Annotated in this window: 19 protein-coding genes; 10 read left to right on the top strand and 9 right to left on the bottom strand. The window is 71.4% G+C overall.

Going from position 1 to position 23,484, the window contains the following annotated elements; translation table 11 throughout:
* Positions 1-9: 9 nt before the first annotated feature.
* Positions 10-651: a ScbR family autoregulator-binding transcription factor gene (locus tag VT50_RS32825; RefSeq protein WP_046088507.1), complete on the bottom strand. Its 642-nt coding sequence runs from the start codon at positions 649-651 to the stop codon at positions 10-12.
* A gap of 110 nt (positions 652-761) precedes the next feature.
* Between VT50_RS32825 and VT50_RS32820 the strand changes: the two genes are divergently transcribed.
* Together VT50_RS32820 and VT50_RS32815 are read left to right on the top strand one after the other, a co-directional pair.
* Complete coding sequence (locus tag VT50_RS32820; RefSeq protein ID WP_046088506.1) at positions 762-1,694, top strand: ScbA/BarX family gamma-butyrolactone biosynthesis protein; 933 nt, start codon at positions 762-764, stop codon at positions 1,692-1,694.
* Positions 1,695-1,999: 305 nt separating this feature from the next.
* Positions 2,000-2,677 carry an HAD family hydrolase gene (locus VT50_RS32815; RefSeq protein ID WP_046088505.1) on the top strand — a complete coding sequence of 226 codons (678 nt, stop codon included), beginning with the start codon at positions 2,000-2,002 and terminating at the stop codon, positions 2,675-2,677.
* A gap of 70 nt (positions 2,678-2,747) precedes the next feature.
* Here the strand turns inward: VT50_RS32815 and VT50_RS32810 are convergent, their stop codons facing one another.
* The 4 genes from VT50_RS32810 to VT50_RS32795 all read right to left on the bottom strand — a co-directional run bounded on the left by VT50_RS32810 (position 2,748) and on the right by VT50_RS32795 (position 6,822).
* Positions 2,748-3,296, bottom strand: coding sequence for a hypothetical protein (locus VT50_RS32810; protein WP_046088504.1), 549 nt, complete (start codon positions 3,294-3,296; stop codon positions 2,748-2,750).
* A 93-nt stretch (positions 3,297-3,389) separates the two neighbouring features.
* On the bottom strand, positions 3,390-4,355 hold the full coding sequence (locus VT50_RS32805; RefSeq protein ID WP_046088503.1) for an SCO0930 family lipoprotein: 966 nt from the start codon (positions 4,353-4,355) through the stop codon (positions 3,390-3,392).
* Between the two features lie 230 nt (positions 4,356-4,585).
* The gene (locus tag VT50_RS32800) at positions 4,586-6,100 is read right to left on the bottom strand and encodes an NADH-quinone oxidoreductase subunit NuoF family protein (protein WP_063893249.1); all 1,515 of its coding nucleotides are present in this window, start codon (positions 6,098-6,100) and stop codon (positions 4,586-4,588) included.
* Positions 6,097-6,822 (bottom strand): ferric reductase-like transmembrane domain-containing protein, encoded by a 726-nt coding sequence (locus VT50_RS32795; protein ID WP_240529397.1) that lies wholly within the window; start codon positions 6,820-6,822, stop codon positions 6,097-6,099. Before VT50_RS32795 ends, VT50_RS32800 begins: the two co-directional genes overlap by 4 nt.
* Before the next feature lie 518 nt (positions 6,823-7,340).
* On the opposite strand from VT50_RS32795, the gene VT50_RS32790 reads away from it, so the two are divergent.
* Positions 7,341-8,513, top strand: a complete 1,173-nt coding sequence (locus tag VT50_RS32790) for a PucR family transcriptional regulator (RefSeq protein ID WP_078840862.1) — start codon at positions 7,341-7,343, stop codon at positions 8,511-8,513.
* Between the two features lie 142 nt (positions 8,514-8,655).
* On the opposite strand, the gene VT50_RS32785 is transcribed toward VT50_RS32790, so the two are convergent.
* The 4 genes from VT50_RS32785 to VT50_RS32770 form a co-directional block, all read right to left on the bottom strand.
* Positions 8,656-9,591, bottom strand: coding sequence for an RNA polymerase sigma factor (locus VT50_RS32785; RefSeq protein ID WP_046088545.1), 936 nt, complete (start codon positions 9,589-9,591; stop codon positions 8,656-8,658).
* Positions 9,591-11,054, bottom strand: a complete 1,464-nt coding sequence (locus VT50_RS32780; protein WP_046088499.1) for a DUF1996 domain-containing protein — start codon at positions 11,052-11,054, stop codon at positions 9,591-9,593. The genes VT50_RS32785 and VT50_RS32780 overlap by 1 nt, the downstream gene beginning before the upstream one ends.
* Positions 11,055-11,074: 20 nt before the next feature.
* Positions 11,075-11,716 (bottom strand): DUF4142 domain-containing protein, encoded by a 642-nt coding sequence (locus VT50_RS32775; RefSeq protein WP_046088498.1) that lies wholly within the window; start codon positions 11,714-11,716, stop codon positions 11,075-11,077.
* Between the two features lie 311 nt (positions 11,717-12,027).
* Positions 12,028-14,892 (bottom strand): AfsR/SARP family transcriptional regulator, encoded by a 2,865-nt coding sequence (locus tag VT50_RS32770; RefSeq protein ID WP_046088497.1) that lies wholly within the window; start codon positions 14,890-14,892, stop codon positions 12,028-12,030.
* A gap of 141 nt (positions 14,893-15,033) precedes the next feature.
* Here VT50_RS32770 and VT50_RS32765 point away from each other — a divergent pair, with 141 nt between their 5' ends.
* The 7 genes from VT50_RS32765 to VT50_RS32735 all read left to right on the top strand — a co-directional run bounded on the left by VT50_RS32765 (position 15,034) and on the right by VT50_RS32735 (position 23,356).
* Positions 15,034-15,585 (top strand): sigma-70 family RNA polymerase sigma factor, encoded by a 552-nt coding sequence (locus VT50_RS32765; RefSeq protein WP_046088496.1) that lies wholly within the window; start codon positions 15,034-15,036, stop codon positions 15,583-15,585.
* A 100-nt stretch (positions 15,586-15,685) separates the two neighbouring features.
* Positions 15,686-16,768 carry a LacI family DNA-binding transcriptional regulator gene (locus VT50_RS32760; RefSeq protein WP_046088495.1) on the top strand — a complete coding sequence of 361 codons (1,083 nt, stop codon included), beginning with the start codon at positions 15,686-15,688 and terminating at the stop codon, positions 16,766-16,768.
* Between the two features lie 131 nt (positions 16,769-16,899).
* Positions 16,900-18,228 (top strand): ABC transporter substrate-binding protein, encoded by a 1,329-nt coding sequence (locus tag VT50_RS32755; RefSeq protein WP_046088494.1) that lies wholly within the window; start codon positions 16,900-16,902, stop codon positions 18,226-18,228.
* Between the two features lie 65 nt (positions 18,229-18,293).
* Complete coding sequence (locus VT50_RS32750) at positions 18,294-19,253, top strand: carbohydrate ABC transporter permease (RefSeq protein WP_046088493.1); 960 nt, start codon at positions 18,294-18,296, stop codon at positions 19,251-19,253.
* A complete protein-coding gene (locus VT50_RS32745; protein ID WP_046088492.1) occupies positions 19,253-20,164 on the top strand; it encodes a carbohydrate ABC transporter permease in 912 nt (303 codons plus the stop codon). The genes VT50_RS32750 and VT50_RS32745 overlap by 1 nt, the downstream gene beginning before the upstream one ends.
* Positions 20,165-20,211: 47 nt before the next feature.
* A complete protein-coding gene (locus tag VT50_RS32740; RefSeq protein ID WP_046088544.1) occupies positions 20,212-21,192 on the top strand; it encodes a hydroxyacid dehydrogenase in 981 nt (326 codons plus the stop codon).
* A gap of 220 nt (positions 21,193-21,412) precedes the next feature.
* Complete coding sequence (locus tag VT50_RS32735; RefSeq protein ID WP_046088491.1) at positions 21,413-23,356, top strand: DUF2264 domain-containing protein; 1,944 nt, start codon at positions 21,413-21,415, stop codon at positions 23,354-23,356.
* The last annotated feature ends 128 nt before the right edge of the window (positions 23,357-23,484 follow it).

The raw sequence follows: 23,484 nt of genomic DNA, 5'->3' as shown, positions 1-23,484 counted from the left end.
ACCCGCCCCTCACTCCGACGGCGGTGCCGCGTCACCGCGGGCGAGCGCCAGCAGCCCCGAGGTGTCCCCGGGCCGGGCCTGGAGCGAGGGGAGCAGCAGGCTCCACAGATCGGCCAGCCGGTCCTCGACCAGCCGCCGCCCGTCAAGCGCCTCGGACACGGTGTGCAGCCCGAAGAAGGCGCACACGACGGTCCGGGCGGCGGGCAGCGGCTCGACGTGCGTGGCCAGATCGCCCTCGGCGCGCGCCTTCTCCATCATCTGCCCCACCGCGTCGATCCACCCCACGAAGGGCGGTGGCATGGGCGCCTCGATCAGGGTGCGCTCGGTCCACAGCCGGGCTCCGGCGCGCACCACGATGTCATCGCGGAAGGCGCGGGCCACCGCGAAGCTGAGCCGTACGAGTTGCTCCAGGGGCGGCGAGTCGAGGGCCGCGAAGCGCTCGATCAGCGGAGGCCAGGTGGCGAAGTGTTCCTCCACCACGGCCAGGGCGAGTCTTTCCTTGCTCGTGTAGTGGAAATAGATCGCGCCGCTGGTGTGGCCGGACCGGGAGGTGATGTCGCTGATGCTCGTTCCCGCGTATCCCCGTTCGTCGAAAAGGAACGCCGCGGCCTCCAGAAGGGATCGGCGCGTTTGCGCGGCCCGTTCTTGCACGTGTTCGCCGTCCTTCACCAGCAGGTCGGATGTGACGTGGAGAACTTAGCGGACTTTCGGCCGGAGATGGTGATGAGGCGAGACAGGTCAAACATTATTAGTATTTTAAGGTGATCGTTCGTGAGGCTCATGGCCTTTCGGAGCCGTCCGGTCCCGCCGGGCGGCCGCTCAGCTGGTCCCGCACGGTGGCGCGGGAGGCGGTGCACCGGGTCTCGGTGGCCGAGGTGCTGCTCACCGATGTGCGTACGCACGGTGACAACCGGTTCGAGGCCGCGGCCCAGTGGCCGAGGTCCCATCCCACCTTCCCGCACGGCGGAGACGGCCGCCACCATCCGCTGATGATCGCGGAAACCCTGCGCGAGCTGGGGATCTACATCCCCACGCGGTACTACGCGGTGCCCGCGGGGGCGCACTTCCTGATCCGGGACATCTCCTACCGGCTCGACCCCGAGACCGAGCCCCGGGCGCCGTACGGGGCCTCCGACATCACCTGCCGGGCCGCCGTCACCGACATCCGCATCAGCGCCTGCGGAACCTTCGTCACCGGGATGCGGCTGGATGTCGTGCTGTCGGCCGGCGGCAAGCTCTTCGCCTGGGCCGGGGGCACCGCGCGCTTCCTCGACGGCACCACCTACGCGGAGACCCGGGCCGCCGTCCACGGACACACCGCGCGCCGCAGATTGCGTGCCGCCGTACGGCCCTCACCTGCGCAACTGGCCGTTCCGGCGGCTCGCGACGTGCTGGTGGTGCGGGACGGGGGAGTGGTCTACCTCGACCCCGCCGACCCCCGCCACCCGTTCTTCTTCGACCACTGGAGCGACCACATGCCGGGCCTGGTGTTGCTTGAGGGTGCCCGGCAGGCGGCGGCGCTGGCCACCGGCGGGGCGCTGACCCGGCCCGTCGCCTGCCGGATGAAGGCGATCCGCTTCACCGAGTCCTATCCGCCGGCCGTGGCCGAGTGCACCGTCCACGGCAGGACATGTGTCTTCCGGCTGCGCCAGGCCGGAATCTGTACGGCGGTCGGCGTGCTCCAGTACCTCTGACGGCGGACGTGCCGAGCGACGGAGACGCGCGTACGACGAACACGCCGTGCGACGAACAACATGACGACGAACAGGCTGAACGACGAACAAAACGCCGACGCTCAGTAGCCTCTTGCTTACTGCGGGTCATCAAACTAACGTAGTGATCGTTATGTTTCGGGCAGGCGAAGCCCACGGCCTGTACGACAACAGCGGTCGGCGCACAGCGCCCTCACGAGCCGCCAGGACGCTTTCCACCGCACGGCTCCCGCAGGTACAGGCATCCCCTGCGCCGATTCCTCCACCTCCCATGGAACGGCAGACAGATGACAGCCGAAAAGTTTCTCGGATGGACCCCAGCCGCCATCGTCTTCGACTGTGACGGCACCCTGATGGATTCCGAACGACACTGGGAGGAGGCGCGTGAAGTGGTCCTCAGAAGCCACGGAACCGCCCCCGACGAGGAGTTCGCACGGCGCACGAAGGGGCTCCACTACACCGAATGCGGCCGAATGCTGGCCGAATTCGCCGGTCGCCCCGAACTCGCCGACGAGATGACAGAACAACTCCTGGACGCCTTCCGTCGACTGGTGGCCGACGACCCGGTCACCATGCCCGGGGCGCCCCAACTGGTCGCGAAGGCGGCGGCCTTCGCACCGCTGGCCGTGGCCAGCAACTGCCCGCGGGACGTCGTCGAGGACGGGCTCGCCAAGGCCGGGCTGCTGCGGTACTTCGGCCATGTGCTGGTCCCCGAGGGGGACGTACGGCCCAAACCGTACCCGGACGTCTATCTGGAGGCCGCCCGGCTGTGCGGGGCGGCCCCCGCGGACGCCCTCGCGGTGGAGGACTCCCACTGCGGGTTTCTGTCCGCCTCGCGCGCCGGGCTGAGGGTGCTCGGCGTGGGCCCGCGCAAGCCGGTGGACGAGCCTCCGCCGGTCGATGTGTGGGTCTCCACCCTCGCCGACCCGGACCTGGTGAAGTGGGCGGACTCCCGGGCGGCCTGAGAGGCTGAGCCACGCTCAGCGCCTGGACGGCGCGCGTCGCGCACACCGTCCGGACGTCGGGCGCCGCGGGTCACTTCTTCGCGTCGTGGCCCGCATGGCTCCCCGAGCCGTCCATGCCCTCCATGCCCTCCATGCCGTCCCCCGTCTTGGACCCGCTGTGAGACCCGGCATGGGATCCGCCATGGGACCCGCCGTGGGACATCCCCTTCTCGAGGGAGCCGCCGATCTTCTCGCGCAGGGGCTCCAGCGAGCCCATGGACAGGCCGGTGACCGACCAGCGCTTGCCGACCAGGTACATGCCCCCGTAGTCCTTCGACGTGGTCAGCCAGTCGTGCTGGCCCTTGTCGGTGGCGAAGGTGACCATCGTGAACCGCTTCTGACCGGACCCGCAGGAGCCCTGGCGCAGCTCCGCCGCCTCGGTGACGATCGTGGCCTTGCACCCGATGGCGTCGGCGATCCCCGTCAGCGGCGCGGGCTTCCCTGGCTTGGCGAACTCCTTGGTGGCGGGGGACACCTTCTTCTGCTCGTGGCCGGCGCCATGTGTCCGTTCGCCTCCACCGCAGCCGGCCAGAAACAGCAGGGCCGCGCCGACCGCGGTGGCACGGAGAGCGAGTGACACAACAACCTCCCGTAGAAGATCCGGCGGGGCGGCCCGGGCTCGTTACGCCTCGGGCCACCCGCCGCGGTGGACCAAAGGTAGTGGTTGTCGCCCTTACTGGCCCGCCTTCTTGCCCTTGTCGGTGACCGCGAACCAGGTGCCCTTCACGCCCTGGCCGTTGATGTCACCGGGCTTCTCGTCCCCGGTGAAGGTGTACAGCAGCCAGCAGTCGAACGCCGCCTGCTTGGTGCCGTCGGGGCGCTTGAAGGAGGTGACCTTCGACGCGTCGAGCCCGGCGACCTTGGTGGTGTCCACGGCCTTGACGGGCTTCCAGGTGTCCAGGCAGGCGCCGAGGCAGCCGGTCTTCATCGGCCAGGCGCTGTCCTTGTTGAACCGGTAGACGGTCATGCCCTTGCCGTCCACGACGATCTTGCCCAGCTTGGCGTTGTTGTTGACCATCAGCTGGAGGCTGTCGTCCGCGGCGGCGGTCTTCCCGGCCGGCTTTCCGTCGGGCGCCAGCGCGTTCCAGGTGCCGCCCACGCCCTGGCCCTTGGTGTCGCCCGGCTTGTTGTCGCCCGCGAAGCGGTAGACCGGCCAGCCCGCCAGCGTCAGCTGCTTGGTGCCGTCGGTACGGGTGACCGAGCCCAGCTTGCTGGCTTCAATACCGGTGGTGGCCGCGGCGTCGTCCGCGGGCACCGCGGGCCACTTGGTGGCGCAGTCGTCGTTGCAGTTGGACTTGGCCGGCTTGGGGGTGTCCTCGTCGAAGCGGTAGAGCGTCCAGCCCTTGCTGTCGGTGACGAACTTGCCCAGCTTGGCGTCCTCCTTGACCGCCAGCTGCTTCGCCGGACCGGTGCGCTCTGCCTCGCCGCCCGCACCGGCACCGGAGTCACCGCCCGCCTCGTACCCACCGGCCTCCGCGCCCGCCGACGCGGAGGCCCCCGCGCCCACGGTCTGGCTGCCACCGGCCGGCTGCACATTGGCGCTGCCCGCGCTGTTGTCCTTGCTGCTGCCGCACGCCGCCGTCAGCAGAACCATCGCTACCGACACCCCGGCGAACGCGATGTGACGCCGCTTCTCCATGGCCATTCCTCTGCAATCTCGATCGGTCCGGCGGTGATTGCGCCGACGCCGGTCCATACGGCTCCCGTACGGACGGCGTTCAGCGGCTTGCGAATTTGTCACCGGACGCAAAATTCGCCGGATCGCTGAGCGCACAGCGGCCGACGGCCGTTACTCACGGCCGTCGCGGTGTCGGATGCCGTCTCCCATGGCCGTCGCGGTGGCGGCGGTGCGGCCGGACCGTTCCCCGGCTACTCCTCGATGCGCAGCGCCAGGGCGGGGCAGCGGCGGACCGCGCGGACCGCCTGCGCCCGCAGCTGCCTGGGCACTTCCATGGTGGCCGAGGCCGGATAGCCGTCGATCCCGAGCGTCAGCACCTCGGGCGGCAGGATGTCCGCGCACAGCCCATGGCCCTGGCACAGCGACCAGTCCACCAGGAGCTTCTCCGTCGGCCCCCGCTGGCGGCGCTCGTCGCGCGCCGCGGGGTTCAGCGGTGCGGGCGGCAGGGCGGGCGGCAGCGCGTCCTCCGGCAGCGGCAGCACCCCCATCGTGGGCCGGCCGCAGCCGGCGCCGAGCGCATGCGCCTCGAACTCCTCGGGGAACGCGTCCAGCGCGGTGGTCACGAAACCGGCGGTGCCATCGGGATGGCTGCAGGCCCCGCGCTTGCGCACCGAGTTGGTGTAGGCGCGCACATTGTCGATCGCGGACTGGCCGCCGCCGCGCTCCACCTGGCCGATCGCGTCCGCGAGCGCGGGCAGCCCGATGAAGCAGGGCCCGCACTGACCGGCCGTCTCGGCGGCCAGCCAGCGCGCGATCCGCGCGGTCTCGCCGAGCGGGCAGGTGTTCTCGGGGAGGGGCAGCACCGCACCGGCGCCCAGCCTGGCGCCGTACTTCTTCATCGACTCCCGCGAGATGGTGGCGGCGTTGATGCTCTTGGGGTCCAGCCACTTGCCGTGGTAGCCGCCCACCAGGATCGCCTGGCCCGGGGTGAGGCCGCACAGCTCCAGGACGTAGGTCAGCGGCACCCCGGTGGGCGTCTCCATCACGTACTTGCCACCGACCGTCAGCAGCGTGGTGCCCGGCTCGGTGGGCAGCCCCACCGAGCGGTACGGCAGGGCGCCCATCCGCGCGGCCACCGCCAGCTGGGCGAAGGTCTCGGTGTTGGACAGCAGGGTGGGCAGTCCGCTGAGCCCGCTGTCGCTGGTACGGATCTTCCGGCCGTTGGGGATGGCCGGGGCGCCGCTGAGGCCGTTGATGACCGCGCCGCCCTCACCGGCCACGAACCGGTTCGGGGTGCGGCCCACCCCCACCGGGACGCCGCTGGGGCCGCGCTCGGCGATCGCGGCGGCCACGGACTCCTCGACGTCCTGGCGGTGCACCGCGATGGCCACTTCCTCGGCGCCGAGCGCCTCGGCGGCCAGTACGGCGCCGTCGATCACCAGATGCGGGGTGTGCAGCAGCAGTGCGGTGTCCTTGAGGCAACTGGGCTCGCCCTCGCTGCCGTTGACCACCACGGTGCAGCGGCCCTCGCGACGGCCCGCCGACTCCACCACGGCCTGGACCTTCTTGGCGAAGGGGAATCCGGCGCCGCCGCGCCCGCGCAGATCGATGTTCTCCGCGAGTGCCACGAGCTCGTCCGCCCGGAGGGCGGGCATGGTGCCGTGGACGGTCAGATGGCCGACGCGGTCGAGCCGGTACACCTCGTCGAGTCCGGCCAGCAGCCGGGGCGGATCGACACAGGCGAGCCTGGGTTTGGTCGTGATCACCGGTCCCACCCGCGAGAGGCACCGAGCGGCTGGCTGTCATACCGGCCGGGCTCGGCCGAACGGGGGCGCGGCACCGTGGGACCTGGCTGCCGGGTTCTGCGCTCCTGCATGCTGCGGGCGGGAGGGTTTCTGACCTCGATGCCGTCGGCCCGGTCGGTGTCCTGGCGCCGCCGCTGGACCAGCCGCAGCCACAGCGCGATGGCCACACCGGCGAGCGCCGCGATATAGCCGTAGGTCGCCCAGGTCTTGGCGGCGCGTCCCGCCTTCAGACCGTGGATCAGCGCGGCGCACCACGCGGGGTAGGCGCCCACGTGCAGCGCCCGCCACCAGCGGTACCGCCAGCGGGAGTTGCCCCTGGAGGCGAATGAGCTGCGGGCGGCGCCGGTCACCGCGGCGATCACGAAGAGATAGCCGGCGATGGTGCCGAGCCCGATCAGCACCGGCTGATTTGCGTCAGCGAACGGTATCGCGATGGACGCGGTGTTGGTGTGGCTCTCCGCGACCTTGACCCAGATGTGAACGGCCAGGAAGAGCAGTCCGGCGACCGCGGCCGCCCGGTGGATGGCCTGGGCCAGCAGCCGCTGTTTGGTGTGCAGGATCAGCTGGTCGGTCGCGGCGAGCCCCCACAGCACCGCCGAGGTGAGACAGACCAGCGCGAGCACACCCGCGCCGAAGTCGAGGAACGCGAACATCTGCGAGAACGCGCCGGCGCTCCATGTCACGTACAGGGACAGTGCGATGGAGCCGACGATGGCATAGATCCGGACATGGCGTGGCCATCCCAGCCCGGATGGATCATGCTGCTGAGTCCGGCGAGCGGCTCGTCGTCCGCCACGAGCCCGGCGTCCCCCGTGACGCCCCTGCGAGGAGGGGAGCGGCGTTTGGGACATGGACATTGGAGCCTCCCGATCGCGCGGATTCGCGCGGGTGACGAGATACGTCAAAGTCGTCTTGGGGGCGCCAGCTTCTCGGAAGTACACCTGATCTCCATAAGATTTGTCGTAACGTGACAACTTCTAGTGGACGAACCATGCCCGCACCGTCCCCGGCTGATCGACTGTCGTCTCAATGGCAAAGAACCGGCAAAGTACCGGGACCGGGAGGGGGCGGGGTCCTCTATGACGTAGCGGAGGACCCTCGACTCCCTGACCGGTACTGGACGAAACCGGTGACGGAGGCAACCTCCACGGACCTGACCGACCCCCCAACGGCCAGGTCTCCCCCCGGCAAGAACGAGGTAATGATGGGCGAACTCGTGAACCGCAGCTGGTCCCGCCCCCGTGGCGAGTGGACCCGGGTGCTGCGCAATGAACTCCCGTCCGTGGCCGATGAGGTGGTCGACAACCTCCGGCACAGAATTCCGGGATTCGCCGAGCTCCTGGAGGACTCTGAGCGAGACAAGGTCCGATGGGGAGTCGAGCAGGCTCTCCTGGCCGCACTCGGCCACCGCAGGGCGGGCGAGGACGGCGCGGTCGAGCAGACCGCCGCCTCCGGTGAGGAGGCGCTGGCCGAAGTGCCGCCCGAGCGGGCCCGGCGCGATCTGTTCGACGCCCTCATCGGCGAAGTGGCGGTCTCCGAGCGCACCCTGGTGGAGCTCTCCCGGGCCGCCCGCTGGCCGCTTCCCGAGACGGTGCAGGCCATCGCCCTGCCCACCCCGGGCGAGGCTCCGCAGCTGGCCGCCGTGCTGGGAGACACCCTCATCGGCGCGGTCGGCGACGAGCTGTGCCTGCTGATCCCCGACCCGGACGCGGACCCGGGACCCACCGCGGACCCCGGCACCGCCGCCGCCCAGGAGGGCGAGAAGGACCCGGAGCGGGAGGCCGCCCCGGCCGAGCCCGGCACCCGGGCCGCGCTGGAGACCGCGCTGCGCGGCCGTACCGCGGCGGTGGGCCATGTGGTGCCGCTCAACGACGCGTCCTCCTCGGTGCGCTGGGCCCGGCGGCTGCTGACCCTGGCGCCCGTCCGCTCCGGCCCCGAGGCCCGGGTGCTCTTCGTCGACGACCATCTGTCGATGCTGCTGCTCCTGCAGGACGAGTCGCTGGTCCGGGCGCTGGCAGCCCGGTGGCTCAAGCCGCTGGTCGGGCTGACCCCGCGGCAGAGCGAGCGCCTGCAGATGACGCTGCTGGCCTGGCTGGAGGGCGGTGGCGCGCCCGAGGCGGCCAAGGCCCTCAAGGTGCATCCGCAGACCGTGCGCTACCGGCTGCGCCAGATCGAGAAGCTCTTCGGGCCCGGCCTCCGGGACCCCCGAATACGCTTCGAGCTGGAGATGGCGCTGCGCGGCCGCAGGCTGATGGCGCAGATGGACCGGATACGGCGCCATGCGTCCCGGGTGAGCCGCCGGACCCGTACCGGCGCGCCCCCCGGCGTCCGGCCGCTGGGCATCGCCAGGGAGGCGCGCGTCAACGGACTCTGACCAGGGCTCTGACCAGGAGTCCGGCAGACTCCACCGGCCCTCGCCAGCAGAAGGCGAACCGCCGACCGCGCTCATGCGGTCGGCGGTTTTCGCTGCCCCCGGCGGCTGCGGTCGCCCGCCGGGACCGCCGAAGCGGCGTGGTTCAGCCCCTCGCCGCGGCGGCCGCAGCCGTACGCGGTGCCGTGGGCATCGCGGCGTTCAGGCCGAGCAGTTCGCGGTAGGCGTGGGAGCAGAAGCCGCATGCGGCGAGATGGCGCGCGAGCGCCCGGCCGCGCACCCCGCCGCGCCGCACCGAGGCGCCGATCCGGCCGCTGTGGTGGCGGCACCGGTCGTCGCGCGCCGACTCCAGATGGGCCCGCAGATACGACTCCCGCAGCCCCTCCCGGGCCCGGAAGGCCAGCGAGGTCACCCCGCTGCGGGAGATGCCCAGGAACATGGCCACCCGGTGCGGGGGCTCCTCCTCGACGAGGGTCAGCCACAGCACGAGCTGCCAGCGCTCGGGAAGCCCCCGGAAGCTGCGGATGAGCAACCGGCGGTCCTCCCGGGCCACCAGATACTGCTGGGGGTCGGCCGCGGACGGGTGCCGTCGCCAGGACTCGAAGTCGGCCGTGAGCAGCACCCGGCGCTCCGCGGCGCTCCACTCCACCGCCGCATGGCGCACCACGGTGAACAGATACGGCCGCCAGGGACCCCGCGGACCGCCCCCGGCGCGAACGGCCTGGAAGGTGCGGAAGAACGCCTCGGAGGTCAGGTCCTCGGCGTCATGGGGGTCACGGCCGCAGGTGCGGGCGTAGCGAAGGGTCGCCGCGTGGTGGCGGCGGTAGAGCAGGTCGGCCGCGGCCGGACTGCCGCTGCCCGACCGGTAGCCCTCCGCCAACTGCCTGGTGAGCTCCCGGTCCGAGGGGGAGCGGACCGGTCGGTCGGTGTGTGCCGGTCCCGGGAACCCCTCGGTGTCCGGGTGCTCCGCCGCCGGAGGGTCGGCGGCCGCGTCGTCGTCCACGGCCTGGTGTAAGTGCCCGCTGACGGCGCGGCGCGCGCCGGCCTTCCGGCTGACGCGCGCCTGGTGGGCGTGGTCCATCAGCCGCACTGTTTGCCGCTGTTGATGCAGTCCACCGCCTCGTTCATCAGGTCCTCCGACATCACGTTGATGAAGTCGTCGTGGTCCGTGATGGGCTTGTGCAACTGCTCGGGGAAGCCGTCCACGGCGAACGGGGTGTTGGCCGGTACGTCGTAGGTGATGGTGTTCACCAGCTGGGGGATGGCCTGGAAGCCTTCGGGGCAGGAGCCGTCCTCGTTCGCGAAGGCCACGTGGTCACGGTGGTTGGCGCTGTCGATGTTCTGGCCGTCCCAGCAGCTCTGGAAGTCGAAGGTCCGGGTGACCGAGCTGCCCTCGGGGCAGAGCGGGTACTTGTCGGTCAGCTGACGGTCCTCGAAGCCGGTGCAGCTCCAGGAGGCGTTGGCGTTCTTGTCGCCGTTGGTGAACGCCTTGGCGTCACCGGTGATGATGCGCAGGAACTTCGGCATCGCCGTGACCTTGCTCTGGGCGTTGCCCTTGAACTCGATCTTGGAGCTCTTGGGGGTCAGGATCGTCCCGACGTTGCCCTCCTGGCCGCCGCCGAGGTCATTGGCGTCCGCCTCGTCCTTGCCGTCCTGGGCGCGGACCACGGGCCAGTAGTAGGTCGACTTGTCGTCCTGGTTCTCGCAGGAGGTGCCGCCCTGCTCGAAGGTCTCGTTGTTGGCGAAGGCGTCGTTGCTGTCGTTGCCCGCGTAGTCGTGGGTGTGGTGGGCGCCGTTGCCGACGCCGGGCGCGACGATGACATTGTCACTGTTGCGCAGCTCGGGGTCGCCGACTCCGCATTCCGAGGCGAAGGTGCCGGTGGAGCCGTTCTCCTGGGCCTCCGGCGGCTGCTGGACGTTCGGCTGCACCGTGGTGATGTCGACGAAGTCGTCCTGCGACGGGCCGTTGCCCGCCTGGCCGCCGGCGTTGCCGGGCACCTCATTGGCGCCCTCGCCGCCCTGCTGGTCACCGCCCTGTTGGTCGCCGCCTTGCTGATCGCCTTGTTGGTCGCCGCCCTGCTGCTGACCGCCTTGTTGGTCGCCGCCCTGATCGGCGACCTCCTGCCACTTGCAGTCGGCCATGCCCTGGAGCTGGGAGCCGTCGCCGCCCATGGCCGAGCCGATGTTGTTCAGCGTCCGCGAGCGGTCGTCGTTGAGCTTGGAGAGCACCGCGTCGTTCGAACCCTGCCGCTGGTTCATCCGCTGGTACGCCCCGGCCACCTGGTTGTCCAGCTCGGCCAGGCTCTTGTCGACCTCGGGCCTGGCCTTCGACGGCACGTCATTCAGCTGCTGCCCCACGTCGGGGCACTGGATCGTCCCCGCCTTCGCGGCCACGGCGTGGTTCTGGTCCGAGCCGCTCTTGTCGCCGTGGGCGGACGCGTTGGCGGCGATGATCGCGGCCCCGCCGCCGCCGAGCGCCAGTGCGGCGACGATGGCGACGGTCTTGTTCGTGAACCGCCCGCGTTTGTGGGTCTGTTGCCTCATGAGATCACTTCACTTAGTCGTTAGAGGGCGTCGAAGTCGACAAGCCCGGTGTCCTCGAGGACCGTGATGTGGTCGAGAACGATGGCATTGGCCCTGGTGGCAAGAGATCTGACCATGGAGTTGCGGCTCTCGGCTCGCACTTGTGCCACAAGGCTGAACACCTTGCCGTGAGCGGCGCGCAACCGGTTTGCGAACACCCGCTCAAACTCCGCGCTGCTGCCCGCGCTGGTCATCTCGTCGAGCCAGCCCTGCTGCTGTGCGTTGGGCTGGTTGGGCAACTGGATCCCGAGCGCCCGGCCGATCTCCTCGGCCCGGCGGTTGAGCTCGGTGTGTCCCTCGATGAGATGCTCACCGGCGGTCTTCACCGCGTCCCGGCTGTCACGCTCCTGGGCGAGACGCCCGGCGGGCAGCTCCCACGTACCGGCGAGCCTGACTTTGCGGACGAAGTCCCGGTCAGTGGCCGTGAGCGGCCCGTACTGGGTGCTGACCGTCCCACCGCCGTCGTCCGTGACGCCATTGCGCGGCTGGGCCACGCTGCTCTCACCGAACAACGACACCGGAATCAGGATCGCCGCCAGGGTGACGGCGAGCGCCCCGATGATGAGTCCGGTGCCGATGGTACGGCTGGAGGCGATGGATCTGGTGAGGTTTGCTGATGGCACAGCGCCCTCCTTGGTTCGGAGTGACACCGGACGCTAGTACCTCGTGTGGCTCGGTCGTGGAGACCTCATCACTAGTGAATAAAGCCGGGACAGAGATCATTACCTGCTGGTACCCTCCGCGCCCGCCCGCCCGAGGGCGCTTCAGGAAGTTTTTTCCCCTCCGGTTGAGCAACGTGCCGGGCCCGTACGTACGGCAGGGAGAACCCGGTGCACGGCCGCGCTCCAGCGGCCCGGCCGCGCACCGTCCCGACGACCCGGAGGCGCCCCGCCGTGAACGCGACAGCGCGGAAGACCACGCCCGCCAGGCCCCGTCATCCACTCAGAGCCGAGGCCGGATGCGGCGACTGCCGGTACTGCCCCAGTTTGCCGTCGAGGACCCGGGCATCGGGGTGGTTCAGCTCCTGGAGGATTTCCAGAGCCCGCCGCCAGTCGGTGAGGGCGGTGGCCACATCGCCCTGGGCCAACCGGGCGTCCCCCTGGTGGTGCAGGGTGTCGGCCTCCAGGTACCGGTCGCTGATCTCGCGGTAGATGGCGAGCGCCCGGCCGTAGGAGGCGAGGGCCTGCTCATACCGTCCGAGGTGGTGGTACGCGTACCCCAGGCTGTCCAGCGCGGCGGCCTCGCCGGACGCGTCACCGATCCGCCGGTGCAGTTCGACGGCCTCCCGGCAACGGGCCAGGGCGTGCTCGTACTCCTCGAGCAGGATGTGGGTCCAGCCGATCTCATTGAGCACGCTGGCCCGTCCGCTGGTGTGGTCCAGGGCGACATAGTGGCCGAGCGCCGGCCGGTAGTGGTCCAGTGCCTCCTGGTACCGGCTCTGACAGTTGGCCAGGAAGGCCAGAATGCGCAGGGTATAGGCGGTCCCGGCCCGCTCGCCGAGCTCGGTGAACAGCTCGAGCGCACGCTCCAGATGGCCGTACGCCTCCTCGTACCGGCCGAGCCGTCCCTCGGCGAAGCCCAGGGTGCGGTGGCTGTGCGCCCGGCCGAGCGGGTCGGACACGGCCCGGGCCGCCCCCAGCGCGGTGCGCTGGATGGCGGTCTGCTCCTGCCAGTGGCCGCGCCGGTCCAGGAAGCGCTCCAGCGTCACGGCCAACTGCCAGGCGTGGGCCGGGAAGCCGTGGTCCCGCGCCTGCTCGACGACCGACAGCAGTACGCGGCGCTCGACCGAGAGCCATGTCTCGGCGTGCTCCTGGCCGCCCAGGTGCTCGGGCGCCGCGTCGGGCCGGGCCGGGGAGAGGGGCAGCGGTTCGGTCCGGTGCGGGGCGAGCCGCGTGGCGGCGGTGCGCGCGGTGTGCAGATAGTGGTCGAACATCCGGTGCCGGGCGTCCCGGCGGACCTCGTCCGCCTCCTGGTCCTGGACCAGCTCCATGGCGTACGCCCGCAGCAGATCGTGAAAGGTGTAGCGGCCCGGGTCCTGCTCCACCAGCAGATGGGCCCGGGTGAGCGCGGCCAGCAGCGCCCGGGTGACCCGCAGCGGCAGCCCGGCCAGGCTCGCTGCGGCCGCCGCGGAGACCTCGGGCCCGGGATGCAGGGCGAGCAGCCGGAACAGCCGGGCGGCCTCCGGCTCCAGCGCCCGGTAGGACCAGGAGAAGACGCTCCGCGCGTCGGTGCTCGGATCGGCGCCCGCGAACGCGTCGAGGTTGCCCTGGCCCTCGCGCAACTCCGCCGCTATAGAAGAAAGGGGAAAGGAAGGGCGGGTCGCGGCGCGGGCGGCCACCACCGCCAGCGCGAGCGGCAGCCGCCCGCAGAGCCGGACGATGGCCGCCACGGCCCGCGGCTCCGCGGCGACCCGGTCCGTGCCCAGCCGCCGGACAAGCGCCTCATGGGACTCGGCCGGGGACAGCGGCCCCAGAGTAAGAGGATGGGCCCCCTCGCCCGCGATCAGACCGTGCAGCTGATTGCGGCTGGTGACGATGGTCAGACAGCCGGGGGAGCCGGGCAGCAGCGGCCGTACGTGCTGGGAGTCCACCACATTGTCCAGCAGGACCAGCGTCCGCCGCCCCGCCAACAGACTGCGGTACAGCGCGGTCTTGGCGTCAAGACCCGTGGGCACCCGGCTCGGCGGGATCCCCAGCGCGTGGAGGAATCCGCGCAGCGCCTCGTTGGGCGACATCATCGAACCGGTCGGATCGAAGCCGCGGAGATTGGCGTAGAGCTGTCCGTCCGGGAAGCGGTGGGCGATCCGGTGCGCCCAGTGCACGGCCAGCGCCGTCTTGCCGACCCCGGCCATTCCGTCGATCGCGCTGATCACCAGCGGGGCCGGGGAGGCGATCCCGGAGCCCTCGGGCAGCAGGGCCTGGATACCGGCGAGTTCGCCGTGGCGCCCGCTGAACGCGGCCAGATCGGGCGGGAGTTGCGCCGGGCGGACCGCCGGGGCGGGCGGAGTCGCCGGAAGGGGCGGCTGGACCGGCTCGGCGGGGGCCGGGGTGGACCGGGGCACCACCTCGCGGTGTGCGGCGCGCAGTTCCGGGCCGGGTGCCACTCCGAGCTGGTCCGCCAGCAGGTTCCGCGCCGCGGAGAAGACCTCCAGGGCCTCGGCCCGCCGTCCGGTGGCGGCGAGCACCCGTATCAGCTGGGCCTGCAGGGTCTCGTCCAGTGGGTGGTGGGCGGCGAACTGCTGGAGCACGGTGGGCAGCTGCTCCGGAACCACGGAGGCCAGTGCCGCGGCGGCGGCCTCCTTGGCGACGGCCAGGAGTTCCCGGTCCACGCCCGAGAAGACGGGGTGGGTCTGGAGGTCGGAGGGGACTCCGGTGGCGGTCGGCCCCTGCCACAGGGTGAGCGCCCGGGCGAAGAGCCCGGCCCCCCGCTCCGGCTCTCCCTCGGCGGTGGCGCGCCGCGCCGATTCGCCCAACTCCCGGAAGCGCAGCAGGTCCAGCGCGTCCGCGTCGGCGTTCAGCCGGTAGCCGCCGGAGCTGCGCACCAGCCTGCTGCCCTCCGCCCGCGCCGCCAGGCCCGGTTCCAGCAGCCGGCGCACCGAGCCCACATGGCGGTGCACCACATTGACCGCGGTGCTCGGCGGATCCCGTGGCCAGAGGACGTCGACGATCTCGCTGAGCGCCACCGGCTGCCCCGCCCGCACCAGCAACAGCGCCAGCAGCGCCCGCTGTTTGGGCGGGCCCAGCTCCAGTTCGGCGCCCTCGCGCCACGCCCTGACCGGGCCTAACACCGTAAATCGCACAACTGGGGATCTTAGTCGGGCCCGTTTCGGTCACCGTGCTCTTCCGGCCGCGGTGTGACGTCAGTCTTTCGTCACTCAATCGGCGTCCCCCTTCTCTTACGCTCCCGCCATCGACACATTCGCCTCGGGGGGAACGGGACGATGGACACCAACGCGGCGGCCGTCATGACCGACGCCGACACCTTCTTAACGACGCTGTACCGGCGGCATGGCTCGGCGCTGCGCCGGCTGGCGGCCCGGCTGCTGGGCGGGGACTGGCACGGGGCCCAGGACATCGTGCAGGAAGTGGCGATCCGGGCCTGGCAGCGGCCGATGGACGTCGGCCCCATGGACGCCACCGCACGCCACCGGCTGCTGACGGTGGTGAGTGACCTGGTCGGCGATCTGGGCGGGGAGGCCCACCAGGGCCAGGCGGAGCCCTGGACGGAGATGGCCGGTGAGGCGGACATGGTGCTGCTTGCCGCGCCGGACGTGGTCGATCAGACGCTCACCGCCCGGGTGGTGTGGGACGCCCTGGCGGACCTGGCGCCCCCGCAGCGTGAGGTGCTGCTGCAGCTGCACTATCTGGACCGCAGTGTGAGCCAGGCGGCCCGGGCGCTCGGGGTGCCTCCCGGAACCGTCAAGTCGCGGACGTACTACGCGACTCGGGCGCTGCGGACGGCCCTGCGGGCGCGGGGGATCACCGACTGCTGACCGCCCCGGCCCTCCGCTGACTGTTTTCTGATCGAATGATCGCTACTATGGCGGAGTCGATACTAAAGACGAAAGCCGTTCGCGTCGGAGGTTGGGGAACATGCGGGAGCCGGCGCAGAAGCGGCAGACACGGATCGCGGCCCTCGTGGAGGCCCGCGGCAGCGCCCGGATCACCGATCTCGCGGATGAGCTGGCGGTGTCCGTCGTCACCGTACGGCGGGACGTGGAGGAGCTGGCCCGGCGCGGGGAGCTGCGCCGCGGTCACGGGGTGGCGCGCTCGCTGCGGCCGATGGCCCAGGAGTCCACCGCCACCGGCGACACCATCGGCATGGTGGTCCCGGAGCGCAACACCTATCTCACCGAGGCCGTCCAGGTGGCGCGCGAGGCCGCCGAGAAGGCCGGGCTGCGGCTCGCGCTGCACATCGCCGCGGACGAGCGCGGGACCGAGCGCGCGGTCCACCAGGCGCTGGACGCGGGTGCGCGGGGACTGCTGCTGGCCCCCCGCTGGCGCACCGAGGCGGAGGCGCGGGCGGACCACTCCTGGCTCGCCGCGCTGGAGGTCCCCGTGGTGCTGGTGGAGCGCAGGCCCCACCGGGGCAGCGCGATCTACGGGCTGGACTGTGTGCGCTCTGACCACGCCTACGGGGTGCATCTGGCGCTGGAGCACCTGATCTCGCTGGGGCACCGGCGCATCGTGCTGGCGGCGCGCGACGACAGCCCCACCGCACGGGTGATCCGCGCGGAGTTCGCCGCGCAGACCGCGGCCCGCGGCATCGCTGGGGGATGCCCGGTCATGCTCAGCTCGCGCACCGCGGGGCCCGATCCCTCGCCCCGCGACGAGCGGGAGGCGGACCTGGCGGGCGCGGTGCGCCGGGCCGGGGCCACCGCCGCGCTGATCCACGGCGACATGGACGCGCTGGTGCTGGTCCAGCGGCTGCGCGAGGCGGGGGTCGAGGTGCCGCGCGACTGCTCGGTGGTGGCCTACAACGATGTGGTCGCCGACATGGGGCAGATCGCGCTGACGGCCGTGGCCCCGCCCAAGGGGGAGATCGGACGGGCGGCGCTGGAGCTGCTGACCCGTCAGCTGGAGCGGACCAGGACCGGGCGGTGGGCCGGTGCCGCCCGCCATCTGGAGCTGCTGCCCCGCCTGGTGGTCCGGGACTCCACCGCCCCACTCCACTGAGCGTTTGACCGCTTTAGTTTCTCCTGCGCGATGTATTGACGTAATTTCAGTCAAGCGATCAGGATTCCCTCTGACTCCACCGTTGAACCAGGGGAGGGTCCATGCCTGGCCAGAGACGCCCAGGACGCCCGATGCCCGGCCACCGGGCGACGGCGGGCACCACCGCACTGCTCACGCTGCTCGTCCTCGTCCTGGTGGGCTGCGCGGGCTGCTCGACCGGACGCGGGTCCGACACCGCCGGTGACGGTCCCGTACGCCTCACCTTCTGGTCGCCGCTGCGCGGCAGCCAGGAGGTCGTCGACGAGTTCAACCGCACCCACACCGACATCAAGGTGGACTTCCAGCAGGTCCCCTCCGGCGAGCAGGGCGGCTGGGCCAAGCTCAGCAACGCCTCCCGCGCGGGCAACGCCCCCGATGTCGCCACCATCGAATACCCCCAGCTGCCCAGCTTCACCATCGACGGCGTCCCCCGGGACATCACCAAGCTGCTGCCCGACTCGGTGCGCCGCAAGATCCTTCCGCAGGCGCTGGACCTCACCACCTTCGACGGGCGCACCTACGCCGTACCGGTGGACATCGAGCCGATGGTCTTCCTGTACCGCAAGGACATCTTCACCAAGAACCACATCCCGGTCCCCAAGACCTGGGCGGAGTTCGAGAGTTCGGCCCGTAAGCTCAAGCAGGCCCAGCCCCGCTCCCGCATCGCCAGCCTCTTCACCACCGGCGGCACCCTCTATATGGCCGGGTACGCCTGGCAGGCCGGGGGCCAGTGGTACCGAACGTCCGACGACACCTGGCACGTCTCCATGGACGACGCCCCCACCCGCAAGGTCGCCTCCTACTGGCAGCGCCTGATGGACGACGACCTGGTGCGCGTGGAGCCCGGCTCCAGCCAGCAGTGGCGGGCCCATCTGCAGAGCGGTGAGACGGCGGGCTATCTGGCCGGTGCCTGGGCCGCGGGCTCGATGATGTCGTCCACCCCCGGCGGCAAGGGCAAATGGGCCATCGCGCCGATGCCGCAGTGGGATCCGGCGAAGCCCAAGGTGAGCACGCAGGGCGGCTCGACCTTCCTGGTCACCAAGGACAGCCGCCACCCCCGGGAGGCAATGGAGTTCATCTCCTGGATGGTGACCAGCCCCGGCGCCCTGAAGGCCAAACTCGCCAGCGGTGTCAGCAGCGCCTTCCCGTCCGTGCCCGACCTGGTCCCGGTGGCCCGCAAGGAGATGGACACCAGCTACTACTCCGGCCAGGACATCTTCGGCCTCTTCGGGCAGCAGGCCGAGCTGATCACCTCCACCTGGAAGTGGGGACCGCGGATGGTCTCGACCACCACCTCGGGCGACGACGGACTCGCCCGTGCCGGAGCCGGCAGCGGCACCCTCCTGGGGGCCCTGCGCGATGCCCAGAGCAGAACCATGCCCGACCTGAAGAGCCTCGGCCTGTCGGTCACCACCGACTGAGCCCGCCGGCCACCTCACACCGCATCCTCCGAGCCGCACTCACCACGCCCGAGCCGAGGTACCCCGTGAGCACAGTCACGTCGTCACGACGGACGGCCCCGCCACAGGCGGCCGCCGCCGACCCGCCCCGCAGAACCGGACGGCGCCAGCAGCGGATCGCCGCCACCGTCCTGCTGACCCCCTTCACGGCACTGCTCGTCGCCGTGTTCCTCGTCCCCGTCGGCTACGCCATCTACCTCAGCCTCTTCGGCGAGGACCACAGCGGGCTCGGCTTCGGCGGCGGGACGACCGTCTTCACCGGGCTGCGCAGCTATCTCGCGGTGCTGCAGGACCCCAGCTTCCTCTCCGGGTTCGGCACCATCGCCCTCTACTGCGTGATCTTCGTCCCCACCGTGGTCATCAGTGCCCTCGCGCTCGCCCTGCTGCTCGACTCGGGCCTGATCCGGCTGCGGCGCACCTCGCAGATGCTGCTCTACCTGCCGCACGCCGTCCCCGGCATCATCGCCGCCGTCATCTGGCTGTACCTCTACACCCCGGGGCTCAGCCCGGTCATCAAGCTCTTCGCCCAGGCCGACATCACCATCGACTTCCTCGGCCTGCACACCGTGCTCCCGTCGATCGTCAACATCGCCCTGTGGAGCGGCCTTGGCTACAACATGATCATTTTCTATGCCGCGCTGCAGGCGCTGCCGCGCGAGGTGATCGAGGCCGCGACCATCGACGGCGCGGGCGGCATCCGCACCGCGCTCCAGGTCAAGGTGCCCATCATCAGGGGCTCCGTGGTGATGGTGTGCATGTTCTCCCTGATCGGCGCGTTGCAGCTGTTCACCGAGCCCATGCTGATGAACCAGGCCACCCCGATGGTCAACTCCCGCTTCACCCCGAACATGTACATCTACGACGCGGCCTTCCGCCGCAACAACTACGGACTCGCCTCCGCGGCCTCCGTCATCCTCCTGATCGTCACCTGCGTCCTGTCGTACGCCGTGACGCGCTGGTCGGGCCGCCGGGAACGGAGAGCGTGATGACCACGACCACATCCACCACCCCCGTGAACCCCTCCCGGGGACCGTCCAGGCCGCTCGGCAAGCCCTTCGGCGGTCCTAAGCTGACCAGCCGCGGCATCGCCAACGCCGTGGTCCTGATCGCCGCCCTCTACACCATGCTGCCCGCCCTGTGGCTGCTGCTGGCGTCCACCAAGAACGCCGACGCCCTCTTCGGCAGCGACATCTTCTCGCTCGGCGGCTTCTCCTTCGCCCGCAACCTCTCCGACCTCTTCGCCATGGACGGCGGGCTCTACGGCGAGTGGTACGTCAACAGCCTGCTGTACGCGGTCGTCGGTGCCCTGACCGGCTCGCTCATCAGCGTCGCCGCGGGCTACGCCTTCGACAAGTACGAGTTCCGGCACAAGGAGAAGTTCTTCGGGCTCGTCCTCACCGGTGTCATGGTGCCGCCGACCGTGCTGGCCCTGCCGCTCTATCTGGTGGCCTCCGAGATCGGGATGGTCAACACCTTCTGGTCGGTCTTCATCCCGGTGCTCTTCAACCCCTTCGGCGTCTATCTCGCCCGCCTGCTGAGCAGCGGCTACGTGCCCAACGAGGTGCTGGAGGCGTCCCGGGTGGACGGCGCGGGCGAGCTGCAGACCTATGTACGGGTCAGCCTGCGGATGCTCGGACCCGGATTCGTGACCGTCTTCCTCTTTCAGCTCACGGCCATCTGGAACAACTTCTTCCTTCCGATGGTGATGCTCTCCGACCAGCATCTGTATCCGCTCAGCCTCGGCCTCTACACCTGGAACAGCGCCGCCACCGTCTCGCCCGAGTACTACCCCCTGGTGGTCATCGGCTCGCTGCTCGCCGTCGTGCCGCTGATCGTGGCGTTCGTCCTGTTGCAGCGCTACTGGAAGTCCGGACTGACCGCAGGGAGCGTCAAGTGACCGCAGCCCACCTCTCCGCCCGCCGCCACCCCCGCGCCGCCCTGGCCATGGCCGAGCGGTCCGCCCGGCAGGTGCTCGGACCGGCGAGCCTGGACCGGCTCATCGACCTCCTCGACCTCGACCCCGGCCTCGTCCTCGACGACTTCACCACCCCGGCCGCCCGCCGCACACTCGCCGACACCGAACTGCTGGTCACCGGCTGGGGCTGCCCGCCCCTTGACCGGCCCGCGCTCGACGCCGCGCCCCGACTGCGCGCCGTGGTCCACACCGCGGGCACCGTGCGCCACCACATCACCGACGCCTGCTGGGAGCGCGGCATCGCGGTCTCCTCGGCCGCCGCGGCCAACGCCCTGCCCGTCGCCGAGTACACCGTCGCCATGATCCTGCTCTCCAACAAGCGCGTCCTGGACATCGCCCGGGACTACCGCGCCGAGCGGCGCACGGTCGACTGGAACGAGCGCTATCCGGACGCGGGCAACTACCGCCGCACGGTGGGCATCCTCAGCGCCTCCGCCATCGGCCGCCGGGTGATCGAGCTGCTGCGCCCGTACGACCTCGACGTCCTGCTGTACGACCCGTATGTCACCGCTCAGGAGGCGGGGGAACTCGGGGTGCGCCAGGTGCCGTTGCCGGAACTCTTCGCCCGCGCCGATGTCATCAGCGTCCACACCCCCCTGCTGCCCGCCACCCAGGGGCTGGTCAGCCGGGAGCTGCTGGCCGCCATGCCGGACGGCGCCACGCTCATCAACACCGCGCGCGGGGCGGTGGTGGACCAGGAGGCGCTGACCGAGGAGGTGGTGGCCGGGCGGATCCGCGCCGTCCTCGACGTCACCGTGCCGGAGCTGCTGCCCGCCGCGTCCCCGCTGTACGACTGCGACAACGCGCTCATCACCCCGCATATCGCCGGATCCAAGAGCGGTGAGCTGCGCCGCCTGGCCGACCTCGCCATCGGCGAGATCGAGCGCTATGTCACCGGCCGCCCCTTCGCCCACGCCGTACGACCGGAGGTGCTCGACCGGTCGGCGTAAGGTCCAGCGACGACGGCCGTTCGGCATACGTGCTGTGACGACGACCGTTCGGTACAACGCCCCCGCGATGACGACCGCTCGCCATACGTGCGGCGACGACCGTCCGGCAGAACGACCCGCGACGACCATTGGGTACAACGCTCCGCGACGACCGTTCGACGTAACGCCCCGCGACGACCGCTCGGCAGAACGACCCGCACCCCAGGAGGCCCACCCCGCCATGCCCGAGCTCCCCTTCCCCCTCCCCGCCGACGACCGCACCCTCAGCCCCCACACCGGCTACACCCGCGCCCACTGGGAGGCCGCCGCGGACGGTCTGCTGCACGCCGCACTCCGTTACGCCACCCCCGGCCAGGCCCTGATCGACCTGCCGGGGCCGCCGTCCAGGTCCGGGGTGCGCTCCGACGGGCTCGAGGGGTTCGCCCGCACCTTCCTCCTCGCCGCCTTCCGCGCCGTCGGGGCTTCGGGCAAGAACCAGCACGGCATCCTGGAGCGCTACACCGCGGGGATCGCCCGCGGCACCCGCACCCCCGGGCGCGGGGACGCCGAGTCCTGGCCGGTGATCGGCCATCACGGGGCCCAGGGCCAGCCCATGGTGGAGTCCGCGTCGGTGGCCCTGGGCCTGCGGCTGACCGCGCCGTGGACCTGGGAGGCCCTGCCGCCCGACGCCCAGGACCGCACCGAGGAGTGGCTGCGCGGCGCGCTGCGCCACCAGCCCGCTCCCAACAACTGGTACCTCTTCCCCCTCACCGTGGCCGGATTCCTTGACGACGTCGGACGCGGCGACGCCGAGACGGCCCGCGCCATCGAGCGGGGACTCGGCCTGCTGGAGGGCTGGTACCAGGGCCAGGGCTGGTACTCCGACGGCGACGGGCGGTCGTTCGACCACTACAACGGCTGGGCACTGCACATGTACCCGCTGCTGCACGCCCATCTCGCGGGCGACGCGGAGCTCCTGGACCGGCTCGGCCCCCGGCTGCGCACCTTCCTCGAGGGCTTCTCGCTGCTCTTCGACGCCGACGGCGCCCCCATCCACCACGGCCGCTCCCTCACCTACCGCTTCGCCGCCGGAGCCTCGGTGGCACTCGGCGCCCTCACCGGCCACACCCCCCTCGCCCCCGGCGCCACCCGTCGCCTGCTCAGCGGAGCGCTGCGCCACTTCCTGGACCGCGGGGCGCTGAGTGAGGACGGGGTGCTGAGCCTGGGCTGGTACGGGCCGCACGCCGCGACCCTCCAGCGCTACTCCGGGCCCGGCTCGCCCTACTGGGCCTCCAAGGGGTTCCTCGCCCTGCTGCTCCCGCCCGACCACCCGGTGTGGACCGCGACCGAGGAGGCCGCGCCCGCCGAGGGGCCCGACCGGGCGCTGGCGCTGCCCGCGGCGGGGTTCCTCGTCCAGACCACCGGGCGGGACGGGCTGGTGCGGCTGCACAACCACGGCAGCTACAAGCTCCGCCCCTGGGAGGCCGAACACCCGCCCGCCGACCCGCTCTACGCCCGGCTCGCCTACTCCACCCGCACCGGCCCCACCAGCGCGGACAACACCCCCGACAACCACATCGCCATCGAGGAGCGCGGCGTGCGCAGCGCCCGGCTGCGCATCCACCCGCTGGCCGCGGGTCCCGACTGGCTCGCCTCCTCCCACACCCCCGCCTTCCCCGACGGCGGTCCCAGGGCGCCCTCGCTGCGCATCGACAGCCTGACCCTGGTCCGCGGCCGTCTCGAAGTGCGCGTCCACCGCACCGTGGGCGTCCCCGCCGGGACCCGGATCCACCACAGCGGCTGGGCCGTCGCCCTGTCCCCGGGCGCCCCCGCGGAGAGCGAGGAGGGCGCCGAGATACGGCTGGACGGGGGAGAGGTGACCGGTCAGCTCCTCGGGCTGCACGGCTGGGAGACCGCCACCGCGGTCCGTGCGCCGCGGGGCACCGCGTACGGGCCGTGGGCCCTGGTCCCCGAACTCACCGGCACCGTGGGCGAGGACCCCTCCGGCACCCTCTTCGTCGCACTGGCCTCGCTCACCGGGGAGCCCGCCCCGGCCCCGCTCACCGACCTCGCCACCACCGAGGTGAACGGCCTCACGGTCACCGTACGGCTGCGGGACGGCCAGGGCGTCGTGGTGGACTTCGGCGCGGACGACGCGCCCACCGTCACGGAGGCGGGGCCGTGACCCGCTCGACACGCTGACCGAGCCGCGGGCGGCGCCCCCTGGTGCCGCCTCCGGCGAGCTATCCCCTCCCCGCCCCTTCCCGAAACTGGAGCTCCGCCCCAGCCCCCCGGGACTGCGCCCCAGCCCCC

It is taken from the genome of Streptomyces antioxidans (genome assembly GCF_000968685.2).
Lineage (GTDB): Bacteria > Actinomycetota > Actinomycetes > Streptomycetales > Streptomycetaceae > Streptomyces > Streptomyces antioxidans.
Note: the sequence above shows the minus strand (reverse complement) of the source record. Positions and strands in the feature narration are given on the sequence as shown.